The sequence below is a fragment of the Streptomyces sp. SAI-135 genome, from assembly GCF_029893805.1.
Classification (GTDB): domain Bacteria; phylum Actinomycetota; class Actinomycetes; order Streptomycetales; family Streptomycetaceae; genus Streptomyces.
Genome location: NZ_JARXYP010000002.1, coordinates 3193443 through 3217165 on the forward strand (window position 1 = coordinate 3193443; position 23723 = coordinate 3217165).

The 23723-nt window shown below is 72.6% G+C and carries 22 protein-coding genes and 2 pseudogenes; 13 read left to right on the top strand and 11 right to left on the bottom strand.

The annotated features are described in order from the left end of the window. Positions 1 to 234: 234 nt before the first annotated feature. The 3 genes from M2163_RS18885 to M2163_RS18895 form a co-directional block, all read right to left on the bottom strand. Positions 235 to 4500, bottom strand: a complete 4266-nt coding sequence (locus M2163_RS18885; RefSeq protein WP_280894522.1) for a cation-translocating P-type ATPase — start codon at positions 4498 to 4500, stop codon at positions 235 to 237. A gap of 9 nt (positions 4501 to 4509) precedes the next feature. Next, entirely contained in the window at positions 4510 to 5007 is a 498-nt protein-coding gene (locus tag M2163_RS18890) for a hypothetical protein (RefSeq protein WP_280894523.1), read from the bottom strand. Positions 5008 to 5109: 102 nt separating this feature from the next. Next, positions 5110 to 6006, bottom strand: a complete 897-nt coding sequence (locus tag M2163_RS18895; protein ID WP_280894524.1) for a helix-turn-helix domain-containing protein — start codon at positions 6004 to 6006, stop codon at positions 5110 to 5112. A gap of 101 nt (positions 6007 to 6107) precedes the next feature. Between M2163_RS18895 and M2163_RS18900 the strand changes: the two genes are divergently transcribed. Together M2163_RS18900 and M2163_RS18905 are read left to right on the top strand one after the other, a co-directional pair. Beyond that, complete coding sequence (locus M2163_RS18900; protein WP_280894525.1) at positions 6108 to 7535, top strand: MFS transporter; 1428 nt, start codon at positions 6108 to 6110, stop codon at positions 7533 to 7535. A gap of 89 nt (positions 7536 to 7624) precedes the next feature. Then, complete coding sequence (locus M2163_RS18905; RefSeq protein WP_280851615.1) at positions 7625 to 7828, top strand: hypothetical protein; 204 nt, start codon at positions 7625 to 7627, stop codon at positions 7826 to 7828. Between the two features lie 13 nt (positions 7829 to 7841). Here the strand turns inward: M2163_RS18905 and M2163_RS18910 are convergent, their stop codons facing one another. From M2163_RS18910 to M2163_RS18925, 4 genes are all read right to left on the bottom strand, one after another. Then, entirely contained in the window at positions 7842 to 8429 is a 588-nt protein-coding gene (locus M2163_RS18910; RefSeq protein WP_280894526.1) for a TetR family transcriptional regulator, read from the bottom strand. A gap of 163 nt (positions 8430 to 8592) precedes the next feature. Beyond that, a complete protein-coding gene (locus tag M2163_RS18915) occupies positions 8593 to 9603 on the bottom strand; it encodes an aldo/keto reductase (protein WP_280894527.1) in 1011 nt (336 codons plus the stop codon). A gap of 98 nt (positions 9604 to 9701) precedes the next feature. Further along, complete coding sequence (locus M2163_RS18920) at positions 9702 to 10310, bottom strand: LysE family translocator (RefSeq protein ID WP_280851612.1); 609 nt, start codon at positions 10308 to 10310, stop codon at positions 9702 to 9704. A gap of 200 nt (positions 10311 to 10510) precedes the next feature. Beyond that, complete coding sequence (locus tag M2163_RS18925) at positions 10511 to 11893, bottom strand: glycine--tRNA ligase (RefSeq protein ID WP_280851611.1); 1383 nt, start codon at positions 11891 to 11893, stop codon at positions 10511 to 10513. 131 nt (positions 11894 to 12024) lie between these two features. On the opposite strand from M2163_RS18925, the gene M2163_RS18930 reads away from it, so the two are divergent. The 4 genes from M2163_RS18930 to M2163_RS18945 are packed head-to-tail and all read left to right on the top strand — an operon-like array spanning position 12025 to position 15128. Then, a complete protein-coding gene (locus M2163_RS18930) occupies positions 12025 to 12972 on the top strand; it encodes a metal ABC transporter substrate-binding protein (protein WP_280894528.1) in 948 nt (315 codons plus the stop codon). Positions 12973 to 12986: 14 nt separating this feature from the next. Further along, entirely contained in the window at positions 12987 to 13751 is a 765-nt protein-coding gene (locus M2163_RS18935) for a metal ABC transporter ATP-binding protein (RefSeq protein WP_280894529.1), read from the top strand. Next, complete coding sequence (locus M2163_RS18940; RefSeq protein ID WP_280851608.1) at positions 13751 to 14653, top strand: metal ABC transporter permease; 903 nt, start codon at positions 13751 to 13753, stop codon at positions 14651 to 14653. Before M2163_RS18935 ends, M2163_RS18940 begins: the two co-directional genes overlap by 1 nt. A gap of 58 nt (positions 14654 to 14711) precedes the next feature. Next, a complete protein-coding gene (locus M2163_RS18945; RefSeq protein WP_037717113.1) occupies positions 14712 to 15128 on the top strand; it encodes a transcriptional repressor in 417 nt (138 codons plus the stop codon). 55 nt (positions 15129 to 15183) lie between these two features. Here the strand turns inward: M2163_RS18945 and M2163_RS18950 are convergent, their stop codons facing one another. From M2163_RS18950 to M2163_RS18960, 3 genes are all read right to left on the bottom strand, one after another. After that, positions 15184 to 16032, bottom strand: coding sequence for an isoprenyl transferase (locus tag M2163_RS18950; protein ID WP_280894530.1), 849 nt, complete (start codon positions 16030 to 16032; stop codon positions 15184 to 15186). Positions 16033 to 16107: 75 nt separating this feature from the next. Next, complete coding sequence (recO, locus tag M2163_RS18955) at positions 16108 to 16857, bottom strand: DNA repair protein RecO (RefSeq protein WP_280894531.1); 750 nt, start codon at positions 16855 to 16857, stop codon at positions 16108 to 16110. Between the two features lie 102 nt (positions 16858 to 16959). Then, a complete protein-coding gene (locus M2163_RS18960) occupies positions 16960 to 17181 on the bottom strand; it encodes a hypothetical protein (protein ID WP_280854329.1) in 222 nt (73 codons plus the stop codon). A 141-nt stretch (positions 17182 to 17322) separates the two neighbouring features. Here M2163_RS18960 and M2163_RS18965 point away from each other — a divergent pair. The 4 genes and pseudogenes from M2163_RS18965 to bla all read left to right on the top strand — a co-directional run bounded on the left by M2163_RS18965 (position 17323) and on the right by bla (position 20742). Next, positions 17323 to 18050: pseudogene (locus M2163_RS18965) on the top strand (helix-turn-helix transcriptional regulator). 26 nt (positions 18051 to 18076) lie between these two features. Further along, a pseudogene (locus M2163_RS18970) lies at positions 18077 to 18226 on the top strand (DUF397 domain-containing protein); the annotation flags it as partial. Positions 18227 to 18299: 73 nt separating this feature from the next. Further along, positions 18300 to 19799, top strand: coding sequence for an alpha/beta hydrolase (locus tag M2163_RS18975; protein ID WP_280894532.1), 1500 nt, complete (start codon positions 18300 to 18302; stop codon positions 19797 to 19799). A 58-nt stretch (positions 19800 to 19857) separates the two neighbouring features. Next, on the top strand, positions 19858 to 20742 hold the full coding sequence (gene bla / locus M2163_RS18980; RefSeq protein ID WP_280854207.1) for a class A beta-lactamase: 885 nt from the start codon (positions 19858 to 19860) through the stop codon (positions 20740 to 20742). Positions 20743 to 20746: 4 nt separating this feature from the next. Here the strand turns inward: bla and M2163_RS18985 are convergent, their stop codons facing one another. Continuing rightward, positions 20747 to 21172: a protein phosphatase gene (locus M2163_RS18985; protein WP_280851605.1), complete on the bottom strand. Its 426-nt coding sequence runs from the start codon at positions 21170 to 21172 to the stop codon at positions 20747 to 20749. A gap of 81 nt (positions 21173 to 21253) precedes the next feature. Between M2163_RS18985 and M2163_RS18990 the strand changes: the two genes are divergently transcribed. The 3 genes from M2163_RS18990 to M2163_RS19000 all read left to right on the top strand — a co-directional run bounded on the left by M2163_RS18990 (position 21254) and on the right by M2163_RS19000 (position 23722). Beyond that, positions 21254 to 21781 carry a SigE family RNA polymerase sigma factor gene (locus M2163_RS18990; protein ID WP_280851604.1) on the top strand — a complete coding sequence of 176 codons (528 nt, stop codon included), beginning with the start codon at positions 21254 to 21256 and terminating at the stop codon, positions 21779 to 21781. Next, complete coding sequence (locus tag M2163_RS18995) at positions 21778 to 22692, top strand: hypothetical protein (protein WP_280894533.1); 915 nt, start codon at positions 21778 to 21780, stop codon at positions 22690 to 22692. Before M2163_RS18990 ends, M2163_RS18995 begins: the two co-directional genes overlap by 4 nt. Positions 22693 to 22786: 94 nt before the next feature. Further along, the gene (locus M2163_RS19000) at positions 22787 to 23722 is read left to right on the top strand and encodes a dihydrodipicolinate synthase family protein (protein WP_280894534.1); all 936 of its coding nucleotides are present in this window, start codon (positions 22787 to 22789) and stop codon (positions 23720 to 23722) included. The last annotated feature ends 1 nt before the right edge of the window (position 23723 follow it).

Sequence of the window (23723 nt, forward strand, 5' to 3'; positions counted from 1 at the left end):
GGGCGTGGCCGGCGTCGAAGCCTCAGCCTCCGCCGCAGCGGGGAAGACAGCGCGTCGTTCTGCGGCCTTCCGCCGGTGGGGGCTGGGCGCGCAGTTCCCCGCGCCCCTGGGTGGGAGGGCGTGGCCAGCGTGAAGCTGCACCCTCCGCCGCGGCGGGACAAGTAACGCGTCGTTCTGCGGACCCCGCTGCCGCGCGAGAAGCTGCACATCCCCCCTGCGGTCGGCAGGCGCGGCTCAGTGCAGGTGGTTCACGACGAGTCGCTGGGCCGCGGGTACGTAGCGCTGGGCTGTGAGCGCCAGTGTGATCGCCGTTCCCACTCCTGCCCATGCCACCGGACCCAGCGGCGTGCAGCCGAACAGGCGGCTGACGCCCGGGGTCTCCACGACCGCGAACAGGACGGCCGCCGAACCCAGGGACGTCAGCCGGACCAGCGGGCTCTCCCTGCGGTCGGCCCAGGTCTGGGCGAGCTGGGTGCCGACCACCGCGCACAAGGCCATCGTCGTCGAGCGGCGGGCCGTGCCCGGGGTGAAGCGGCCGATGAGCCAGGCCACCGTGGCGCCCAGGCAGGTGGTGACGGCGCGGTCGCGGATCTGGCGGGTGAGGGAGGTGCCCAGGATCGTGTCCACCGAGGGGTTGTCCTCCGTGGGTTTCTCCGTCGGCGTGACCGCCACCGCCATCGCCGGGAACAGGTCGGTGAAGAGGTTCACCAGGAGCATCTGCCGGGTGGACAGGGGGGCCGCGCCCGACAGCAGGGTGCCGAGGATGCCGAAACCCACCTCGCCCGCGTTGCCGCCGATCAGGATGGCGATGGCGTCGGCGACGCTGTGCCACAGGGCGTGGCCCTCGCGCACGGCCTCGATGAGGGCGGTGAGGTCGTCGCCGGTGAGGACGAGGTCGGCGGCGTTGCGGGCGGCGGCCGAGCCGCGGGCGTTGATGCCGACGCCGATGTCGGCGGCCCGGATGGCGGCCGCGTCGTTGGCGCCGTCGCCGACCATGCCGACGACCCGGCCCGCGTCCCTGAGCGCCTCGACGACCTGGAGCTTCTGCTCGGGCGCCACCCGGGCCACGACATCGGCGTCGCGCAGCATCCGGGAGCGGGCCGAGCGGTCGGCGGCGGCCAGTTCGTCACCGGTGACGACCGTGGCGTCCTCGGGCCAGCCCAGGTCGGTGGCGATGGCGCGGGCGGTCTGCGGGTGGTCGCCGGTCAGCACGACCGGCCGTACGCCCGCCTCGCGCAGTCCGCGCACCAGCTCGGGGGAGGTCTCCCGGGCCACGTCGGCGAGGGCCAGCAGGCCCACGAACTCCAGGTCGCGCAACGGCTCCTCCGGTACGGCCTGCTCGTCACCGTCCAGCGGACGCCGGGCCACCGCAAGGACCCGCAGGCCGTCGGCCGCCAGGGAGTGGGCCCGCTCGGAGGCATCGGCGGGCAGGTCGGCGCAGGCGGGCAGGACGGTCTCCGGGGCGCCCTTGAGCACCAGGACCGGGGAGTCGTCGCCGGCCTGTCCGACGGCGGCGGCGTAACCGCGGCCGGCCTCGAAGGGGAGGCCCTCCAGCTGGGTCCACTCCGCGTCGGGGGCGGCCGCGTCCAGGACGGCCTCGTCGGTGGCGTGGGCCGGCCGCTGCTCGGAGTCGCCGTCGAGCTGCGGGCACGCGCGGGCCGCGATCCGCAGCGGGCCGTCCGCGCCGGGCTCGCCGGGAGCGTGGACCGTGCCGTGCGCGTCCGCGACCCGGACCAGGCGCAGCCGGTTCTCGGTGAGGGTGCCGGTCTTGTCGAAGCAGATGGTGTCCATGCGGCCGAGGGCTTCAAGCGTGCGCGGGGCGCGCACCAGGACGCCGTGCGCGCTGAGCCGGCGGGCGGCCGCGAGCTGCGCGACCGTGGCCACCAGCGGCAGCCCCTCCGGCACGGCGGCCACCGCGACCGCGACGCCGCCGCTGACCGCCTGCCGCAGGGGTGTGCCGCGCACCAGGGCGAGCCCGGTGACGGCCGCGCCGCCCGCCATCGTCAACGGCAGTGCCTTGCGGGTGAGTTCCTGGAGCCGGGCCTGGACCCCGCCGGCGGCGGGATTGCGGGCGGCGAGCGCGACGGCGCGGGCGGCCTCGGTGCGGTCGCCGGTGTCCACGACGACCGCGCGGGCGTTCCCGGCCACCACGGTCGTCCCCTCGAAGACCATGCAGTGCCGTTCGGCGACGGGGGCGCGCGGGCTCGGGTCGGTGGACTTGCCCACCGGGAGGGACTCGCCGGTCAGCGCGGACTCGTCGACCTCCAGGCCGTCCTGCCACAGCAGCCGGGCGTCGGCGGGCACGACGTCGTCCAGGGTCAGCTCGATGACATCGCCCGGGCGCAGCCCGGCGGCGTCGACCACATGAGGTTCCGCGTCGCCCTCCTCCGCGACCCGGGCCTTCTGCTTCTGCTGGGCGAGCAGCCCGGACAGGGCCCGCTCGGCGCGCAGCCGCTGAAGGCCGCCGACGAGCGCGTTCAGGTCGAGGGCGCCGACCACCAGCAGGGCGTCCATCGCGGACCCGAGGATCGCGGACGCGGCCGAGCCGACCGCGAGGACCGGGGTCAGCGGGTCGTCCAGCTCCCCGCGCACGGCCCTGGCGAGCTGCGCCGTCCACCTGGCGGGGGCCAGCACGGGCAGTCGTACGACGGCGTCGGCGGCGGTGCGGACCCGTTCCGTCGTCTGCTCGGCGAGCGTCGGCTCGGGGGGCGCCTGCTGTTCGAGCCGGTCGCGCACGTCGTCCGGGTCCAGGGCGTGCCAGGCCACCCGCGGGCGGGGGTGCGGGAGGCTCGCGGACGCCACCCGGAGGGCGGCGCGGGTGCCGGTGAGGAGGGCGGCGGCCGCGGCCGCGTCGACGGGTGCGTGCCGCAGTCCCGGCAGTGCCGTACGGCGTCGGCCGCGGCCCGACTCGCCGACGGCGACGAGGAGTCCGGACAGGGCGGCGCCCGAGCGGGCCAGGGTCTGGGAGCGGCGGCCGACCCCGCGTGCCGCCGGTACGGCGGTCAACAGCCGCCAGACGTCGGACAGTCCGTGCGGGGCGAGGACGTCGGCGCCCCAGGCGACCGCGCAGCCGCCGTCGGTGAGGGAGACGGCCACGTCGCCGCGCAGCAGTCCGGCGACGACGTCGGCGTCCTCGGGGCGGGCCACGGTGAGCACTCCGCCTTCGTCGTCGCGGAGTTGGTCGACGATGTCCCGCAAGGGCCGTCCGGCGTCCATGACTTGGTCGGCGAGGCCGGTGAAGTCGGCCAGGGCGGGGTCGTCCAGGACGACGACCCGCAGTCCTGCGCGCCGGGCGGCGTCCAGCACCGGCTCGGCCCAGGCGTCGGCGCCCGCGCCCGGGGTGCGCAGGGCGCTCGGGTGCAGCAGGACGGTGCCGACGGTCTCCAGCTGCCGCAGCCGGTCCGGGTCGCGCACCAGGACGCCGGTACGCGCCAGGGTCGCGCTCAGTACGGCGTGGAAGGCGGCGGGGCCGTAGCGCGCGGCCTTGGGGGAGCCCGCGAGGACGGCTTCGGCGGCCTCGGTCACGTCGTGCTTGACGAGGAGCGCGGCGACGGCGCCGGCGATGCTGCCGGCCGAGGCGTGGCCCGCGTACTCCGAGGCGGGCGAGGGGCGCGGGGGCGGGCGCAGGGCCGCGTCGGCGGGCACGCTGTCGCGGTCGGGGACGCAGAGGTCGTCGTGCACCGTCTCGAAGGCGGCCGTCCGCACGACGGCCTCGGCCAGCTGGCAGCCGCGCAGGGTGCCGTCGAGCAGCAGGGAGGTGGGGCTGTGCCCGGCGCCGTGCACGGCGGCGTTCACGACGGCCAGCGCGACGTCCATGCGGGCGCTTCCGAGCCGCCCGCGCAGCCAGCCCCGGAAGCGGGGGTTCTCCCGCAGCAGCATCACGACCGCCGTCACCGGCCGGGGCGAGGCGGGCAGCCGCAGCGCGGACCCGGTGAGGGCGGCGACGGCTCCGGCGGCGTCGGCGGCCAGTGCCAGGGCGGCGGTGCGCACGGAGCCGGGGTCGCCGGGGTGGGCGAGCTCCTCGACGTCCTGATCGTCCGCCACCAGTCCGTACCGCTCGGCGAGGACCGAGATCCGCTTCTCGACCCGCTCGGTGGCCACTCCTTCGGCGGCGGTCACGACGAGCCGTCCGAGGCCCTGGTCCCAGTAGGCCAGGGCGATGTCGGGATGGTCGGCCAGGGCGGTGACGAGACGGCGCCTGCGGTGTGCGACCGGTCCGTGCTCCCCGTGCATCCCGTGTTCCCCGTGCTCCGGGTCCGCCTGCGCGCGCAGGGGCAGGTGGACGCGGTGGCCCGCCCGCCAGTTCGGGGGTGCTCCCGGGAGGGCGGCCCTAGCGGCCCTTGTCGCCCGTGCCGCGAAGTCCGCGGTGCGCACGCCGGCCCGGGCCGTTCCGGCCACCGCCCCCGCGGCCGCGCCGACCGCGGTGGGCGTACCCCTGGCGAGCAGGCGGGGGCCGGCGAGGACGAGGCCCGCGGCTGCTGTCGTGAGTCCTCGGTTCATGGCTCGTCCTCAGTCGCCGGATCGGGTACGGCCCGCGGTGGCGCCGCCGGGGCCGCCCTGCCCGGACGGCACCGCCGTCTCGTGCGGAGGGAGCTTGTCGGAGGGCGTGGGCGGCACTGTGGAGGCCGCCTTGTGGGACGCGGTGTCCGGCTTGCCGTGGGTCGACGCGAGGACACGGGGCGTGGGCCGGCTCTCACCGCCGCCGGACTCCTCCCGCTCCCCCGGCCTGGGCTGGGTCAGCCACGCCACCGCCGCCCCGGTGACCGCGACGGGCCACTCGACGATGCCCGCGACCCCGAGCACCCCGGCCCCGGCGTACACCGCGAGCCGCCGGCCGCGTGGGGACACCGCCCCGACCCGGTCCAGCGCTCCCTCGGCCACCCGGCCCACGGTCCCGGCCCCGGGGACCTTTCCCAGTACCGACGCGGCCGCCCGCAACGGCTGCGGGAGCCCCTGCGCCGGTGACCGCGACTCTGCTGCCTGCTGCGACGACTTCTGCTCGGCCATGGCTCGCCTCGCGTGTGGGGGGTCTTCTCCTTCGGACCGACCGGGTTCCCCCACTCCGGACGCTCACCCCCACCAGCGGCGACCGGTCAGCGGCCGTCCCGCTCACGCCGGAAGGCGCGGGGCTCGCTCCAGGGCGATCGCGTGCAGCCGCTCCAGCCGTCGCCGGGACTCCTCGTCGGCCGGGGCGTACGTCACCATGCGGGGGCCCGCCTCGGGGCCGAGCCAGAGGTCGGTGTGGTCGACGGAGACGCGGCCGACGTAGCGGTTCATGAACTCCTTGCGGCGGCCGCGGTGTTCGATGACCTCGTGGCGGTCCCAGACCTCGCGGAACTCCGGGGACTCGGTGCGCAGCCGGTGCAGGAGCATCTTCCAGGCGGGCTCGGCGAGGTGGCCGGCCATGGTGGCGCGGAAGCGGGCGGCCATCAGGCGCTGCACCTCCGGCAGGTGGACGATCGAGGAGCGCCAGTCGTCGTCGGTGTAGGAGAGGATCATGCAGTTGCGGTCCTCGGGCGGTACCGCGTCCAGGTCGCACAGGAGCAGGCCGTAGGTGCGGTTGTAGGCGAGGATGTCGTAGCGGCTGTTCTGCACACAGGCCGGGAGCGGTTCCAGTTGTTCGAGCACCTGTCGGACGGCGGGCGTGATCGAGGGGCAGACGGTGGCCGGGGTCGGGTCGACCGCTCCGGCCAGCTGGAACAGGTGCGAGCGCTCGGTCGGGTCCAGCAGCAGGGCGCGGGCCAGGGCGTCCAGTACCTGTACGGAGACCTGGATGTCCCGGGCCTGCTCCAGCCAGGTGTACCAGGTGACGCCGACCGCGGAGAGCTGGGCGACCTCCTCCCGGCGCAGGCCCGGGGTGCGACGCCTGCGGCCGCGGACCAGGCCGACCTGCTCGGGGGTGATGTGCTCGCGGCGGTGGCGCAGGAAGGCGGCGAGCTCATGGCGCCGGATCACCGAGAGGGACGCGGTCTCCGGTACGGCGGTCTCCTGGGCCATGCTGGTCATGCCTCCAGCCTGCCTGCACCGGCACCCTGTTGCCAGGTGGTTCTTGTACCAGGATAAGAAGACTCTGGTACCCCTCTGGGAGGGGGCGCAGGCTCAGGACCGTGACCACCGAAACCACGACTCCACGCCCCGTCCGCGCCGCCGCGCCACCCGAGCTGGGCGGCCTCGGACTGTTCACTGTGCTGCTGGCCGCGGCACTCCCCCTCATCGACTTCTTCATCGTCAACGTCGCCCTGCCCAGCATCGGCGCGGACCTGTCCGCGAGCGAGTCGGTCCTCGAACTCGTCGTGGCGGGTTACGGGTTGGCGTACGCCGTCCTCCTCGTCCTCGGCGGCCGGCTCGGTGACCTCTTCGGGCGCCGCCGGCTGTTCCTGGGCGGCATGCTGGCGTTCGGGCTGACCTCGCTGGCGTGCGGGCTCGCACCGAGCGCCTGGGCGCTGGTCGCGGCGCGGGTCGCGCAGGGCGCCGCGTCGGCCGCGATGCTGCCGCAGGTCCTCGCCACCATCCAGTCGGCGACCACCGGATCCCGCCGGGCGCGGGCGATGGGCCTGTACGGCGCCACGGCGGGCCTCGCCATGGTGGCGGGCCAGATCCTCGGCGGGGTCCTGGTGGCGGCCGACATCGCGGGCACGAGCTGGCGGGCGGCGTTCCTGGTGAACGTCCCGGTCGTCCTGGCCGGCGTGGTCCTCGCGGCCCGTACGGTCCCGGAGACCCGTTCGCCCCGCCCCGAGCCGGTGGACGGCCCGGGTACGGTCCTGCTGGCGGCGGCCCTGCTGGCGCTGCTCGCCCCGCTGACCGAGGGCAGGGCGGCGGGCTGGCCGTTGTGGACGTGGCTGTCCCTGGCGGCGTTCCCGTTGCTGGCGGGGGCGTTCTTCGCGGTGGAGCGCAGGGCGGACCGCGCGGGGCGTACCCCTCTGGTCCCGCCGAGCCTGTTCGCCCTGGTGTCCCTGCGGCGCGGCCTGCTGCTGATCCTGCCCTTCTCGATGGGATTCGCCGGCTTCATGTTCGTGATCGCGGTGGCCCTCCAGGAGGGGGCGGGCCGCAGTCCCGTCCAGGCGGGCCTCGCGCTGGTCCCGCTCGCGGTGACGTTCCTGTTCACGTCGGTCGCGGGGCCGCGGCTGATCTCCCGCTTCGGCACCCGGGTGGTGACGGCGGGTGCGCTGATCCAGGGGGCCGGCCTGGGCCTGATGATCCTGGCGGCCCGTTCCTCCTGGCCTGACCTCGGTCTGCTGCCCCTGCTGCCCGGCGGCGCGATCGCCGGGGTCGGTCAGGCGCTCCAGCTGCCCGTGGTCTTCCGGATCGTGCTGTCCGAGGTGCCGCCCGCGCGGGCCGGTGTGGGCGGTGGCGTGATGGTCACCACCCAGCAGGCCGCCCTGGCGCTGGGCGTGGCCACGCTGGGGAGTCTCTTCCTCGCCCTGGTGCCGGGCATGGGCATGCGGGACGCCCTGGTGACGACGCTCCTCGTCCAGCTCGCCGGGGTGGCCCTGACCGGTGTGCTGAGTCTGCGGCTGCCGCGGACGATCGACTGACTCTCCGGCTCAAGTTGTGGCGAACGCCCCGTGAAGATACTGCTGTTGATGTTGTTCTTGCTGCACACTCCTAGCCGGAGGCGAGGCGGATGGTGCAGATCGGCACGAGCAGGGTGAGCCGCTGGGACCAGCACGGGCGCGAACACGTGGTCCAGGTGGAGCGCAAGGGCCCGCAGCGCATGATCAGGTGCGGCACCTGCGGCTGGCGCAGGGGGGCGCAGTTCCTGCCCTGGCTGAAGGCGGAGGAGCACCTCGCGGAGGCCCACCAGGCGACGGTGGATCCCTCGACGTAGCGCGGGGCGGCGCTCAGGCCGTGAGGCCCCGGACCAGCAGGTCCACCAGTGCCGTGAACTCCTGCTGGACGCCCGGCTGTTCCCACTCCCCGGCGTAGCAGGGGTCGTGGAAGCGGCCCGTGGCCTGGAAGACGGCCAGGGCCGCGACGGCCGGGTCGGGGACGGTGAAGGTGCCCGCGTCGATGCCGTCCTGGACGACACGGGTGAGCTGACCGGTCAGTTCGGTGAGGTGCTCGATGACCGCCGTGACGTTCTCACCGGTCAGGACCGTGTAGGTGGCGAACAGTTCCGGATCGTCGCCCGCCTTGCGGCGCTTGGCCTCGAAGAGCGCGGCCAGCCAGTCCCGCAGCCGGGCCTCCGGGTCACGGTCCTGCGCGGCGATCTCGGCCAGCATGCCCGTCGCCCGGTCCAGCCACCGCTTCGTGACCGCCTCCCGCAGCGCCGCCTTCGTACGGAAGTGGCGGTAGACGCTGCCATGGCTGACGCCGAGCGCGCGGGCCACGTCGACCACGGTGGCCTTGGCCGGTCCGTGGCGGCGCAGCACCTCCTCGGTGGCTTCGAGGATGCGCTCGGCGGTCAGGGTCTCAAGGGTCGGGGGCATGCCTAGACGGTACCTGGCACGCTGTTCACAGCCGGATCGGTGCGGCTCGACCAGCCCGCACCGCACCCACCCAGGGGCGCGGGGAACTGCACGGCCAGCCCCCACCGGCCCGCACCAGCCCTACGACAGCGGCCGGCGTACGGCAGCAAGGGCGGCACCGTGTTCACCGCTCGCTGTCCAGCATGGCCATCTGCGGCGCCGCGTACCGCTCGCCCGCCGCCGCGTCCGCCGGTACCGCCTCCTCGATGGCGGCGAGGTCGGCGGCGTCCAGGGTGACGTCCAGCGCACCCAGGGCCTCCCCGAGCCGCTCGCGGGTCCGCGCGCCGACCAGCGGCACGATGTCGTCTCCCCGGGAGGCCACCCAGGCGATGGCGATCTGCGCGACCGTGACGCCCTTCTGTTCGGCGATCTTGCGCAGGGACTCGACCAGCGCGAGGTTGTGCCGGAGGTTCTCGCCCTGGAAGCGGGGCGAGTGGGCCCGGAAGTCGTTCGCGGCGAGGTGTCGGTCGGCCGTGAGGTGGCCGGAGATCAGCCCACGGGAGAGCACTCCGTACGCGGTGACGGAGATGCCCAGCTCGCGCAGGGCGGGCAGGATCTCCCGCTCAGGGCCGCGGGATATCAGCGCGTACTCGATCTGGAGGTCGGAGATCGGGGCGGTGGCGGCGGCCCGGCGGATGGTGTCGGCGCCGACCTCGCTGAGCCCGATGTGCCGGACCCAGCCCTTCTCGACCAGCTCGGCGATCGCGCCGACGGTCTCCTCGATCGGCACCTGGGGGTCGAGCCGGGACGGGCGGTAGACGTCGATGTGGTCGACGCCGAGGCGCTGGAGGGAGTACGCGGCGAAGTTCTTCACGGCGGCGGGACGGCCGTCGAAGCCGGACCAGCCGCCGTCCGGGTCGCGCATCGAGCCGAACTTCACGCTGAGCAGCGCCTTCTCGCGCAGTGCGGCCGGTGCGGTGCGCAGCGCCTCGCTGATCAGCAGTTCGTTGTGGCCCGAGCCGTAGAAGTCGCCGGTGTCCAGCAGGGTGACGCCGGCCTCCAGGGCGGCGTGGATGGTGGCGATCGACTCGGCCCGGTCGCTCTCGCCGTACATGCCGGACATGCCCATGCAGCCGAGGCCGAGGGCGGAGACCTGGGGGCCGGTGGTACCGAGGGTTCGGGTTGGCATCGTCATGCCATCCACCTTGCCATGACAGCTGACAGATTTCAATATCTGTCAGCTGTCACTTGTCAGCGGCTGTCAGCGGCCGCCCGCCCGCGGCCTCCGCCGGTTCAGTCGGTGGTCGCCAGCTTCGCTCCCAGCAGCACGAAGGACCCCGCGAAGCTCCGCCGCAGCCAGGCCATCACCCGGGGCCGCGAGATCACGTGGCTGCGCACCGAGGCGGCGAGCACCCCGTACCCGGCGAAGACGACGAAGGTCGCCAGCATGAAGACCCCGCTCAGCGCCAGCATGCGCGGCAGGGCGTGCGGCTCGGAGGGGCTCACGAACTGGGGCAGGAACGCGAGGAAGAAGATCGTCAGCTTCGGGTTGAGGAGGTTGATCAGCACCCCTCGGACGATCACGCGGCCCGCGGACCGGGGCGCGCCGCCCTCGTCGACGTCGATCACCTCCTTGTCCCGCACGGTCGCCCAGGCCATGTACAGCAGGTAGGCGACCCCGGCGTACTTGACCGCCTGGAACGCCACGGCACTGGCGTTCAGCAGCGCGGCGAGCCCGGTGACGGTGGCCAGGACGTGCGGCACGATCCCGAGGGTGCAGGCGAACGCGGCCACGACGCTCGCGCGGGGGCCCCGGGACAGGCCGGCGGCGAGCGTGTAAACGACCCCGGTGCCGGGGGTGGCGACCACCACGAGGGTGGTGAGGAGGAAGGCGAGGCTCATGGGGCCAGCCTGGACACGGAAAGGCCCCCGATACAGGTCCACCCGGAGACCTGTATCGGGGGCCACTCGTCGAGGGGCGCCCCCGGCGCACCCCGTCAGGGGCGCGGGGAACTGCGCGACCGGCCACGACGCGCCCGTGGACGACGACGCACCGATCAGCCGTCGGACCTCACAGCCGAGAGACCCGACAGCCGACGGACCTAGCAGCCGACGAGACGCCCGGCCAGGTAGCCCTCGATCTGGTCGAGGGACACCCGCTCCTGCTTCATGGAGTCGCGCTCGCGGACCGTCACCGCGTTGTCGTCCAGGGTGTCGAAGTCGACCGTCACGCAGTACGGCGTGCCGATCTCGTCCTGACGGCGGTAACGGCGGCCGATCGCGCCCGCGTCGTCGAACTCGATGTTCCAGTTCTGGCGCAGCGCCTGGGCGAGGCCCTTGGCCTTCGGGGACAGCTCGGCGTTGCGGGACAGCGGCAGGACCGCGACCTTCACCGGGGCGAGGCGGTGGTCCAGGCGCAGCACCGTGCGCTTCTCCAGCTTGCCCTTGGCGTTGGGGGCCTCGTCCTCGACGTACGCGTCGAGCAGGAACGCCAGCATCGCGCGGCCCACACCGGCCGCGGGCTCGATGACGTACGGCGTCCAGCGCTCGCCGGCCTCCTGGTCGTAGAAGACGAGGTCCTGGCCGGAGGCCTTGGAGTGGGCGTTGAGGTCGTAGTCGGTGCGGTTGGCCACGCCCTCCAGCTCACCCCACTCGTTGCCGCCGAACTGGAAGCGGTACTCGATGTCGGCGGTGCGCTTGGAGTAGTGGGAGAGCTTCTCGGCCGGGTGCTCGTACCAGCGCATGTTCTCCTCGCGCAGACCGAGGCCGGTGTACCAGTTCCAGCGCTGCTCCATCCAGTACTCCTGCCACTTCTCGTCCTCGCCCGGCTTGACGAAGAACTCCATCTCCATCTGCTCGAACTCGCGGGTGCGGAAGATGAAGTTGCCGGGCGTGATCTCGTTGCGGAAGGACTTGCCCATCTGCGCGATGCCGAACGGCGGCTTCTTGCGCGAGGCGACCTGCACCTGGGCGAAGTTGGTGAAGATTCCCTGCGCGGTCTCGGGACGCAGGTAGGCGATGGAGCCGCTGTCCTGGGTCGGGCCGAGGTGGGTGGAGAGCAGACCCGAGAACTGCTTGGGCTCGGTGAACTGGCCCTTGTTGCCGCAGTTGGGGCAGTTCACGTCGGCGAGGCCGTTCTCCGGGGCGTGCCCCTTCTTGGCCTCGTACGCCTCCTCCAGGTGGTCCGCGCGGAACCGCTTGTGGCAGGAGGTGCACTCGGTCAGCGGGTCCGTGAAGGTGGCCACGTGACCGGACGCGACCCAGACCTCGGGGGCCAGGATCACGGAGGAGTCGAGACCGACCACGTCCTCGCGCGACGTGACCATGTAACGCCACCACTGACGCTTCAGGTTCTCCTTGAGCTCGACACCCAGCGGTCCGTAGTCCCAGGCGGCGCGCTGACCGCCGTAGATCTCACTACAGGGGAAAACGAAGCCCCGGCGCTTGCTCAGGCTGACGATGGTGTCGATCTTGTCGGCGGCCACGGTGCTCTCTTCATGACGAATGGACGGCAGCGAATGCCTCAGGTTACCGGCGCCGCCACCCCTCGTATCAAATCGGTTCGCGACCCGGACTTTGTTGACAACGGTTTCCATATTTGATGAAAATGACTGTCATGAACGTACGACGACGCCTCATACCCTCGGTGGCCGCGGCGGCCGCCCTCGCCGCCCTCTCGGCCTGCTCCACCGACAGCGCCGCCGCGGGCGACACCGGCAAGTTCGACGTCGTCGCGTCCTTCTACCCGATGGCCTTCCTCGCCGAGCAGATCGGCGGCGACCACGTCAGCGTCACCAGCCTGACCGAGCCCGGCCAGGAGCCGCACGACCTGGAGATCAGCGCCAAGCAGACCGCGCAGCTCCAGGAGTCCGACGCGGTGCTCTACCTCAAGAACCTCCAGCCCTCCGTCGACGAGGCGGTGGCCCAGGCCGGGGTCAGGACCACGATCGACGCGGCCACGCTGACCTCCCTGGAGGAGCACGGCAACGAGGTCGGCGGCCACGCGGCCGAGCACGACGACGAGCACGGCGAGGAGGCGGGCGGCAAGGACCCCCACATCTGGCTCGACCCGGTGAAGTACTCCGAGGTCGCCAAGGGCGTCGGCGCCGCCTTCGAGAAGGCCGACCCCGACCACGCGGCCGACTACAAGGCCAACACCGCGGCCCTGGTGAAGAAGCTCGACGCCCTGAACACGAAGTTCGAGGACGGGCTGAAGAACACCGGCTCCAAGGTCTTCATCACCACCCATGCCGCCTTCGGCTACCTCGCCGAGCGCTACGGCCTCACCGAGGAGGCCATCAACGGCCTGGACCCCGAGTCGGAGCCGAGCGCCAACCGCGTCAAGGACCTTGAGAGGATGGCGAAGGCCGACGGCGTCACCACCGTGTTCTACGAGACCCTCGTCAGCGACAAGACCGCGAAGACCATCGCCTCCGACGCCGGGCTGAAGACGGACGTCCTCGACCCGATCGAGGGCATCACCGCCAAGTCCCGCGGCAAGGACTACTTCGCGGTCCAGGAAGCCAACCTCAAGGCGCTGCAGGGCGCACTGGGAGCGAAATGACACCGGAGGACGGCATGACCGAGCCCGTCATCGCGTTGCGCGGGGTCCGCGCCGATCTGGGCTCGCGCCCCGTCCTGCGCGGCATCGACCTCACCGTGCACCGCGGTGAGGTCGTCGCGCTGCTCGGCGCCAACGGCTCCGGCAAGTCCACCGCGATCCGCACGATCATCGGCCAGGTACCCACGGCGGCGGGCGCGATCGAGCTCTTCGGCACCCCGCGCGGAAGGTTCCGGGACTGGGGCCGGGTCGGGTACGTGCCCCAGCGCAACACCGCCGCGGGCGGCGTCCCGGCGACGGTCACCGAGGTCGTCGCGAGCGGGCGGCTGTCCCGGGCGCGCTTCGGCGTGCTGCGCAGGGCCGACCACCAGGCCGTGCGCCGGTCCCTGGAGCTGGTCGGCCTGGCGGACCGCGCCAAGGACTCCGTGAACGCCCTCTCCGGCGGCCAGCACCAGCGGGTGCTGATCGCCCGCGCGCTCGCGGCCGAACCCGAACTGCTGATCATGGACGAGCCGATGGCGGGTGTGGACCTGGCGAGCCAGGAGGTGCTGGCCCGGACCCTTGAGGACCAGGTCGCCGCGGGCACCACGGTCCTGCTCGTGCTGCACGAACTCGGCCCCCTGGAGCCGCTGATCGACCGGGCGGTCGTCCTGCGCGACGGCTGTGTCCAGCACGACGGGCCGCCCCCGCGCGCGGTCGGCCAGCACGCCCTGCCGGGCCACGACCACGTCCACCCCCACTCCCCCGAGCACGAGCCGATGCGCACAGGACTGCTGAGCTGATGGACTTCCTCGACTACGCCTTCATGCAGCGGGCCCTGCTCGCCGCCGTCCTGGTCGGCATCACCGCCCCCGCCGTCGGCATCTACCTGGTCCAGCGCCGCCAGGCCCTCATGGGCGACGGCATCGGCCACGTCGCGATGACCGGCGTCGGCCTCGGCTTCCTGCTCTCCTGGTCGCCGGTGTGGATGGCGACCCTGGTCTCGGTGCTCGGCGCGGTCCTCATGGAGCTGATCCGCTGGTACGGCAGGACCCGGGGTGACATCGCCCTCGCGATGCTCTTCTACGGCGGCATGGCCGGCGGCGTGATGCTGATCAACCTCGCGCCCGGCGGCTCCAACGCCAACCTGACGTCGTACCTGTTCGGTTCGCTGTCCACGGTCTCCGCCTCGGACGTGACGGCGATCTGCGTGCTGGCCGCGTTCGTGGTGCTCGTCACCCTGGGACTGCGCCGGCAGCTCTTCGCGGTCAGCCAGGACGAGGAGTTCGCGCGGGTCACCGGCCTTCCGGTGCGCGCGCTCAACCTGCTGACCGCGGTCACGGCCGCGGTGACGGTGACCGTCGCGATGCGGGTGGTCGGACTGCTGCTGGTGAGCGCGCTGATGGTGGTGCCGGTGGCGGCGGCGCAGCAGCTCAGCCGGAGCTTCGCGGCCACCTTCGCGATCGCGGTGGCGATCGGCGTGACGGTGACCATCGGCGGCACCGTGACCTCGTACTACCAGGACGTGCCGCCCGGCGCGACGATCGTGCTGCTGACCATCGGGGCGTTCATCCTGCTGACCGGGCTCGCCACCCCGCTGGCCCGGCGACGGGCCCGGGCGGCCGCCGCCGCGCAGCCCGCCCCGGACCCCGCGGAGTGTGTGATTCCGGCCAGTCGGGAGGCGGACGGCCCGGTCGGCGTCTGACCGGGCACAGGCCGGGCTGGCACAATGGCCCGGCAGGTGCCGAACGAAGGAGGAACCCGTGACGACCGCAGGACCGCCCGTGAAGGGCCGCGCCACCCGGCAGCGGGCCGCCGTGGCGGCGGCCCTCGACGAGGTCGACGAGTTCCGCAGTGCGCAGGAACTGCACGACATGCTCAAGCACAAGGGTGACGCCGTCGGGCTGACCACGGTCTACCGCACGCTCCAGAACCTCGCCGACGCGGGCGAGGTCGACGTCCTGCGCACCTCCGACGGCGAGTCCGTCTACCGGCGCTGCTCCAGCGGCGACCACCATCACCACCTGGTCTGCCGGGTGTGCGGCAAGGCCGTGGAGGTCGAGGGCCCGGCCGTCGAGAAGTGGGCCGACGCGATCGCCGCCGAGCACGGCTACGTCAATGTGGCGCACACCGTGGAGATCTTCGGCACCTGCGCGGACTGCGCCGCCGCCCAGGGCTGACCCACAAGCGGACCGGTGCGCAGATGTCCTGAGTGACGAGGGGCGGGTCGGGGGCTCAGGCCTCCGGGTCGCCCTTCATCGCTTCCTCCATGGCCAGCAGCTCCTCGTTCGGCACGGCCCCGCCGAAGCGGCGGTCCCGGGAGGCGAACTCGACGCACGCCCGCCACAGGTCACGGCGGTCGAAGTCGGGCCACAGGACGTCCTGGAAGACCATCTCGGCGTACGCGCTCTGCCACAGCAGGTAGTTGGAGGTGCGCTGCTCCCCGCTGGGCCGCAGGAAGAGGTCCACGTCGGGCATGTCCGGGTAGTACAGGTACTTCGCGAGGGTCTTCTCGGTGACCTTGGACGGGTCGAGGCGGCCGGCCTTCACGTCCTTGGCGAGGGCCTGCGCGGCATCGGCGATCTCGGCCCGGCCGCCGTAGTTCATGCAGAAGTACAGCGTCAGCTTGTCGTTGCCCTTGGTCTGCTCCTGGGCGACCTGGAGCTCCTTGGCGACGGACTTCCACAGCTTGGGCATCCGGCCCACCCAGCGCACCCGGATGCCGAGCTCGTCGAGCTGGTCGCGGGTCTTGCGGATGAAGTCGCGGTTGAAGTTCATCAGGAAGCGGACCTCGTCGGGCGAGCGCTTCCAGTTCTCGGTGGAGAAGGCGTAGAGCGAGATGTTCTTCACGCCGGCCTCGATGGCGCCCTGGAGCACGTCCAGGACCCGCTCGGCGCCGACCTTGTGCCCTTCGGTCCTGGGCAGCCCGCGCTCCTTGGCCCACCGGCCGTTGCCGTCCATGACGATCGCCACGTGCTCGGGGATCAGCTCACCGGGGAGCTTCGGCGCGCGGGCGCCGGACGGGTGCGGCTCCGGCGCCCTGTACTCGCGCCGCCGGCGCCCCAGGATCCCGTTTACGGCCATGGTGCTTCTCGTCTCCTCAGTGGTGCTCTACGACTGTGGTGCTCTACGACTCTGGTGCTCTACGACGGTGGTGCGCTACGACTTCTCGACGTACCGCAGGGAGCGCAGCCCGCGCTCCATGTGCCAGTGCAGGTAGGCGGACACCAGCCCGCTGCCCTCCCGGACGTACCGCGGCTCGCTCGCGTCCGCGGTCTCCCAGTCTCCCGTAAGCAGCGCGGCGAGGAGTTCCAGGGTCTGCGGCGACGGTACGACACTGCCGGGCACCCGGCAGTCCACGCAGACCGAGCCTCCGGCGGCCACCGAGAAGAAGCGGTTCGGGCCGGTCATGCCGCAGCGCGCGCAGTCGCTGAAGCTCGGGGCGTAGCCGTTGACCGCGAGCGAGCGGAGCAGGAACGCGTCGAGGACGAGGTGGGGCGCGTGCTCGCCCCGGGCGAGGGTGCGCAGGGCCCCCACCAGCAGCAGGTACTGCTGGACGGCGGGCTCGCCCTCGTGATCGGTGAACCGCTCGGCGGTCTCCAGCATGGCCGTCCCGGCGGTGTACCGGGCGTAGTCGGAGACGATCCCGCCACCGTACGGCGCGATGGTCTCGCTCTGCGTGCACAGCGGCAGCCCGCGCCCGACGAGCTCGCTCCCCCGCGCGAAGAACTGCACGTCGACGTGGGAGAACGGCTCCAGCCGCGCCCCGAACTTCGACTTGGTCCGCCGCACGCCCCTGGCCACGGCCCGCACCCGCCCGTGCCCCCGCGTGAGCAGCGTGATGATCCGGTCCGCTTCCCCGAGCTTCTGCGTCCGCAGCACGATCCCGTCGTCCCGGAAGAGACTCATCGCACACCCCCGCGCCGGGTGCGCGGCAGGGTGCCGTCTTCGCGGAACAGACTCATGAGCCCATTCTCGCCTACCCGGGACCGTGCTCGTCGGCGCCCGCGACTACGGCCGACTCTCGTCGGCGGACCGGTACACGCGGGTGATCTCCGGCCGCTCCGGCCGCTCCGCCGGGGTGGCCTCCCGTACGGCCTCCGGTGCCGCGTCCCACTCCCTGCCGCCGCCGTGCGGTCTGAGTTGGACGTAGGGCCCCTCGTGCCCCATCACCACGCCGGACCTCCCGGTGCGGGTGTCCACGACGTACGAGCCCACGGGCAATTTCGTCACCGATTCCCTCCAGACGCCGATTCCCTCGAACTCCCCGCCTTTTTCGAGTTTCACTCTTCCCTTCTCCAAGGTGGTCTTCTTTCCCTACACTCGGCAGGAGTCTGTGCACTACAAGTGCGAAGCTGAACAAGAGGGTTGGCCATGGCCAATGGTTCACGGCAGGCGGCGTGGGAGTTCTTCGGAACGGAGTTGCGGCGGCACCGGGAGGAGGTGGGGATGACCCAGGCTGAGCTGGGGTCACGGGTCTTCGTCTCCGGCGCTTATATCGGGCAGTTCGAGCAGGCTTTTCGAAAACCGCAACTGGATATCTCCCAGCGGATCGACGAAGTTCTACAAACCGACGGTATTTTCGAGCGGCTGTGCAGGAAGCTGATCGACGACAAGCGGTATGCGGATTACTTCGCGCAGGTCGTGGAGTTCGAACGGACTGCCACGCGCATCTGCGAGTTCGCGCCGACGGTGGTCCCGGGCCTCCTGCAAACGGCGGCTTATGCCGGAGCGGTTGGGTGGTCCTGCATGAGAGCGTGCTGCGCATCCCGGTCGGCGGCCCGCAGTCCATGGCCGAGCAACTGGACTGCATCGCGCGGCTGATGCGGGACCGCAAGGTGTGGCTGACGGTGGTGCCGTTCGCGGCGGGGGCATACGCCTCGATCGCCGGGATGTTGCAGCTCATGGAGTTCGATGACGCCCCTCCGCTCGCCTATACAGAGACGGCGTTTTCGGGAACGCTCATCGACGATCCGGCCGTGGTGAAACGGGCACAGCGCACATACGATCTGCTCAGGGTCGCCGCGCTGTCGCCGGAGGCGTCCCTGACCCTGATCGCCTCGGCGGCGGAGGACTTCAGACGATGCGTGAATACGACCTGAGCAACGCCCGCTGACGCAAGAGCAGTTACAGCAACGGCGAGGGCGGCAGCTGCGTCGAGGTCACCGACGCAGTCCCCGGAGTCATGCCGGTCCGTGACTCCAAACTCAGCACGGACAGCCCCGTCCTCGTCTTCCCCACCGACACCTGGACCCAGTTCCTCGGGCTGCTCGAGTAGGGGGGTAAACCCCCCTGCCGATCAGGCAGTTGCCCGGATGGGCCGACGGCGGTCGATCCGCGAGGCTCCTCGCATGAAGCAGATGACGAAGAGCCTCGCCCTGATCGCCGCCGCCTCCGGTGTCGTCTTCGGTGCCCTGACCCCGCTGTCCGCCTCCGCCGCCTCCCGCACCCCGGCGCTGAAGTGGACCAAGTGCGAGGGCAGCGGCCTCGATCCGCGCCAGCAGTGCACGACCGTCTCCGTGCCCATGGACTACGCGGACCCGGACGGCCCGCGCATCGAGATCGCCGTCTCCCGTATCCGCAGCGAGAACCCGGACGCCCGGCGGGGTGTTCTGCTGCTGATCCCCGGCGGACCCGGGGGCGACAGCATGAACGACCCGTCCGGGAAGGGGCAGAGACTGCCGAAGAAGGTGCGGGACACCTACGACCTGATCGGCTTCGCGCCGCGCGGGATGGCCCCCTCGACGGCCGTCGACTGCGGCCTCGAACACCGGGACCTGGCCCGTACGACCCTGCTGCCCTGGCCTTCCCCGGACGGCTCCGTCGACGCGGCCATGGCCGCGGGCAAGCGCATCTCCGCGGCCTGCGAACGCAACGGCGGCGAGCTGATCCGGCACATCAGCACCCTCAACGAGGCCCGTGACCTCGACCGCGTGCGGGCCGCGCTCGGCGAGCGCAAGGTGTCCGCGTGGGGCGTGTCCTACGGCACCTATGTCGCCGACGCCTACCTCCAGTTGTTCCCCCGGCGCACCAACCGTGTCGTCCTGGACAGCAACGACCACGCGGACCCCGTCCACGGGGAGCGCGCCTGGCTCAACGCCTTCGAGCAGGGGGCCGAGGACAACTTCCCGGAGTTCGCCGCATGGGCCTCCGCGCCCGGCAACCCGGACCGCCTGGCCGGCACCGCCGCCGAGGTGCGTCCGCTCTTCCTGCGCCTCGCCGCCCGCCTCGACCGCGAGCCGATCCCCTGGCCGGGCGCCAACCCGGAGGAGCTGAACGGCAACGTCCTGCGCCAGTCGATGCTCGACTCCTTCTACGACCCCGACGACTACCCGGCCCTCGCCAAGCTGATCCTCGCCGCCCAGAAGGGCACGGTGCCGCCCGCCCCGGCGGGCCCGCCCGAGGCCGTCATGCAGAACTACGCCGCGGTCGGCGCCGCCACCATCTGCAACGACGTCGACTGGCCGGGCGACCCGGAGCCGTACCGCGCGGCCGTGGCCGAGAGCCGCTCCCGGTACCCGCTGACCGGGGGCATGCCGAGGAGCGCGATGCCGTGCGCCGCCTGGCCGTGGGAGCCGAGGGAGGCACCGGTGCACGTCACCGACCGGGGCCCGTCCACCATCCTGATGGTGCAGAACGCACGGGACGTGGCCACTCCGCTCAGCGGCGCCCTCAAACTGCGCGAGGCACTCGGCCGGCGGGCCGTCATGGTCGTCAACGACTCCACCGGCCACGACGCCTACCTGGACAACGGCACCGCGTGCGGCGACGCGACCGTCTCCCGCTTCCTGGCCACCGGCGAGCGACCCGCCGAGGACCTGTACTGCCCGAGTGACGCAACCAGGCGATGAGCTCCCGGCGTCGATCATCGAAGAGACCGGTAACCGTCACCGAGCGAAGGAGAGCACGATCTCAGCCTCCGGAAACCTGTCCCGACGCACCCTGCTGGCCGGTGCGACCGCCGCCGTCACGCTCCTGACCGGCACCGGCGCTCACGCGGCCGACGCCGTCACCGCCCGGCTCCGCGCGCTGGAAGAGCGCTACGGCGCCCGGCTCGGCGTCTTCGCCCGCCGCCCCTCGACCGGGCGGTCCGTGCGGTACCGCGCCGACGAGCGCTTCCCGATGTGCTCCGTGTTCAAGTCCCTCGCCGCCGCGGCCGTCCTGCGCGACCTCGACCGGCACGGCGAGGTGCTGGCCCGCCGTATCCACTACACCGAGGACGACCTGGTGATCCCGGGCTCGGACCAGACGGCGGCACATCTGGCGGAGGGCATGACCGTCGCCGGGCTCGCCGAGGTGGCCATCACCCACAGCGACAACACCGCCGGCAACCTCCTGCTGCGCGAGCTCGGCGGCCCGACCGCGATCACCCGCTTCGCCCGCTCCCTCGGCGACCGGATCACCCGCCTCGACCGCTGGGAGCCCGAGCTCAACACCGCCGAGCCGTGGCGGCTGACGGACACGACGAGCCCGTACGCCATCGGCCGCACCTACGGCCGGCTGGTCCTCGGCGACGCGCTGGACCGGCGGGACCGGGAGCTGCTCACGCACTGGCTGCTGCACAACACGACCAGCGTGAACCGCTTCCACGCAGGCCTGCCCAAGACGTGGACGATCGCCGACAAGACGGGCAGCGGCTCCTACGGCACCGCCAACGACGTGGGTGTCGTGTGGACCGACACCGGCGACCCGATCGTCCTGTCGGTGCTGTCGACCATGCCCGCGCCGGACGCCGTACGGGACGACGCCCTGGTCGCCGACGCGGCCGCGGTGGTGGCCGGCGCCCTGGGCTGACGGGTCAGAACCGCCGGACGTACCGCCGCTGCCAGGGAGTCTCCACCGCGCGCCGGTCGTAGTGCTCCCGCACGTACGCGACCGCCTCCCGCGGGGCCACGCCGTCCAGAACCGCCAGACAGGCCAGGGCCGTTCCGGTGCGGCCCCGGCCTCCCCCGCAGGCGATCTCGACGCGTTCGGCGGCCGCGCGTTCCCAGGCGTCGACCAGGACGTCACGGGCCTCCCCTCGGTCCGCGGGCAGGCGGAAGTCCGGCCAGCGGAGCCAGCGGGAGGCCCAGGGGACCTCCGGCGGGCCGCCGCCGAGCAGATAGACGCCGTACGACGGTCGCGGCGCGGCCGGATCCAGCGGGTGCCGCAGGCCGCGGCCCCGCACCAGTCGTCCGGACGGCAGCCGCAGGATGCCCGGCCCGTGTTCGTCCCACCCCTTCATGCCCTCATTCGAACCCGTCATCGACGACCGGGCAACCGAATCCGTTCCTCTCGTGGTCTGGTGGGCGAGGGAGGGTGCCAGATGCAGGCCGAACAAGAGGACCGGTTCCAGGAATTCGTCAGAGCCAGGTGGTCGCACCTCGTGCGGACCGCCTATCTGCTCACCGGCGACGCCCATCACGCCGAGGACCTGACGCAGACGGCGCTGGCGAAGGCGTACCGCTCCTGGCGGCGCGTGTCGCGCAGCGACAACCCGGAGGCGTACGTCCGGCGGATGCTGGTCACCTGCAACAGCGACCGCTTCCGCAAGCGGCGTGTGAAGGAGTCGCTGACCGACGCGCCGCCGGAGCGGGCGGGCCGCGACGAGGCGGTGGCGCGGGTCGACGAACGCGGGGTGCTGATGGCCGCCCTGGCCCAACTGCCGCCCAGGCAGCGGGCCGTGGTCGTCATGCGCTACTGGGAGGACCTGTCGGAGGCGGAGGCCGCCGAGGTGCTCGGCTGCTCACAGGGCACGGTCAAGAGCCAGGCGTCCAAGGGACTGGCGAAGTTGCGTACGTATCCGGGGCTCGCGCAGGTCATGGACCGCGCCCCGCAGGGAGGCACGAGATGAGCGACGAAGAGGAGCGGGGCTTCGAGGAGCAACTGCGGGAGCTGCTCGCCGAGGACGCGTACACGATCCGGCCCGCGCCGGTGCCGTACCCGCAGATCCGCCGCCAGGGCGTCGCGGAGCGGCGCCGGCGGGTGGTGGTGGCGGGAGCGGCCCTGGTGACCCTGGCCGCCGTGCCGGTGGGGGCGTTCGCGGTGGGCGGCGGGGGGAGGGGGGCGGCCGACACGGCGACGACACCCACGGCCTCCGCGAGCGCCTCCCCGACACCCACCGCCTCCCCCACGCCCAGGGGGCCCGCGGGGCCGGCCACCGCCGGGCAGCTGCGGGACGGGATCACGCTGGCGCAGGCGGCGGACGGGCTCGACAAGTGCCTCGCCTGGGACCGGGACCGCGTGTCCCACGGCGGCATGGCCTCCTCCGACCTGGGCGAAGCCGACGGGTACCGGATCATCCTGGCGCTGAAGAGCACCGGTGACTCCAACTCGCCCGGCGACGGCATCTTCGTGGTCGCCGTGAAGGAGAAGCCGAAGCAGACCCGGCTGATCTGCAACGTGAAGAACGGCGAGGCGTCCGGGCTGAACACCAGTGTCGGCAGCGACCGGCAGCCGGACTCTCCGCCCGTGCTGGCCGACATCAACGCCAACAAGCTCTACCAGCAGTCGTTCCTGGACCAGGGCAACTGGAAGCTGCCCTTCGGCTGGGGCTTCATCGGCACGGTCGAACCGGACGTGGCCAAGGTGACCGTCTCCTACGGCGGTGCCGACAGCGAGGCGGTCCTCGACCACGGCTGGTTCGTCGCCTCCGGCACCCTGACCCAGCAGGTCACCAGGAACCCGCACGTCAAGGGCTACGACCAGGGCGGCAAGCTGATCTACGACTCCGCCGAGGACACCACGTACCAGCAGGTGCAGTAGCGAGGCAGCTCGGGACGGGGGGCGCCGTACAGGGGTCGGCGCCCCCTCGCCCGGTGCGGGAGGATCATGGGACGGCCGATCCCGAGGAGCCCCGATGACCCTTCCCGCCCCGCTGACCGGAGTCGTCCCGCCCGTCTGCACGCCGTTGACACCGGACCGCGAGGTGGACGTCGCCTCGCTGCTCAGACTCGTCGACCATCTCGTCGCGGGCGGCGTGCACGGCCTGTTCGTCCTCGGCACCACGTCCGAGGCGGCCTTCCTGACCGACGCCCAGCGCAGGCTGGTGGTGGAGACGGTGACCGGCCATGTGGGGGGCCGGCTCCCGGTGCTGGCCGGGGTGATCGACATGACGACGGCCCGGGTCCTGGACCATGTACGGGCCGTCACGGCGGCGGGCGCCGACGCGGTGGTCGTCACGGCGCCCTTCTACACGAGCACCCATCCGCGGGAGATCGCCCGCCACTACCGGCTGGTCGCGGCCGGCAGCCCGGTCCCGGTCATCGCCTACGACCTGCCGAGCGGTGTCCACACCAAGCTCCCCGCCGACGTCGTCCTGGACCTGGCCGCCGAGGGCGTGCTGGCCGGCCTCAAGGACTCCAGCGGTGACCTCGCCGGCTTCCGCGCGGTCGTCTCCGGTGCCCGCGTCCACCCCGGCATCACCGGCTTCAGCGTGCTGACCGGCTCCGAGCTCTTCGTCGACGCGGCCCTCGCGGTCGGCGCGGACGGGGCGGTGCCCGGTCTGGCCAACGTCGACCCCGAGGGGTACGTCCGTCTCGACCGCCTGTGCCGTACGGGCGACCTGGACGCGGCCCGGGCCGAACAGGAGCGGTTGTGCGCCCTGTTCGGCATGGTGCGCGCGGGCGACCCGGCCCGTATGGGCGCGTCCTCGGCGGCGCTGGGCGCGTTCAAGGCGGCACTGCATCTGCGGGGCGTGATCGACTGGCCGGTGACCGCGGAGCCCCAGGTGCCGTTGTCGGCGGCGGAGGTGGAGCGGGTGGCCGCGTTCCTGTCCGAGGCCGGACTGCTCTGAA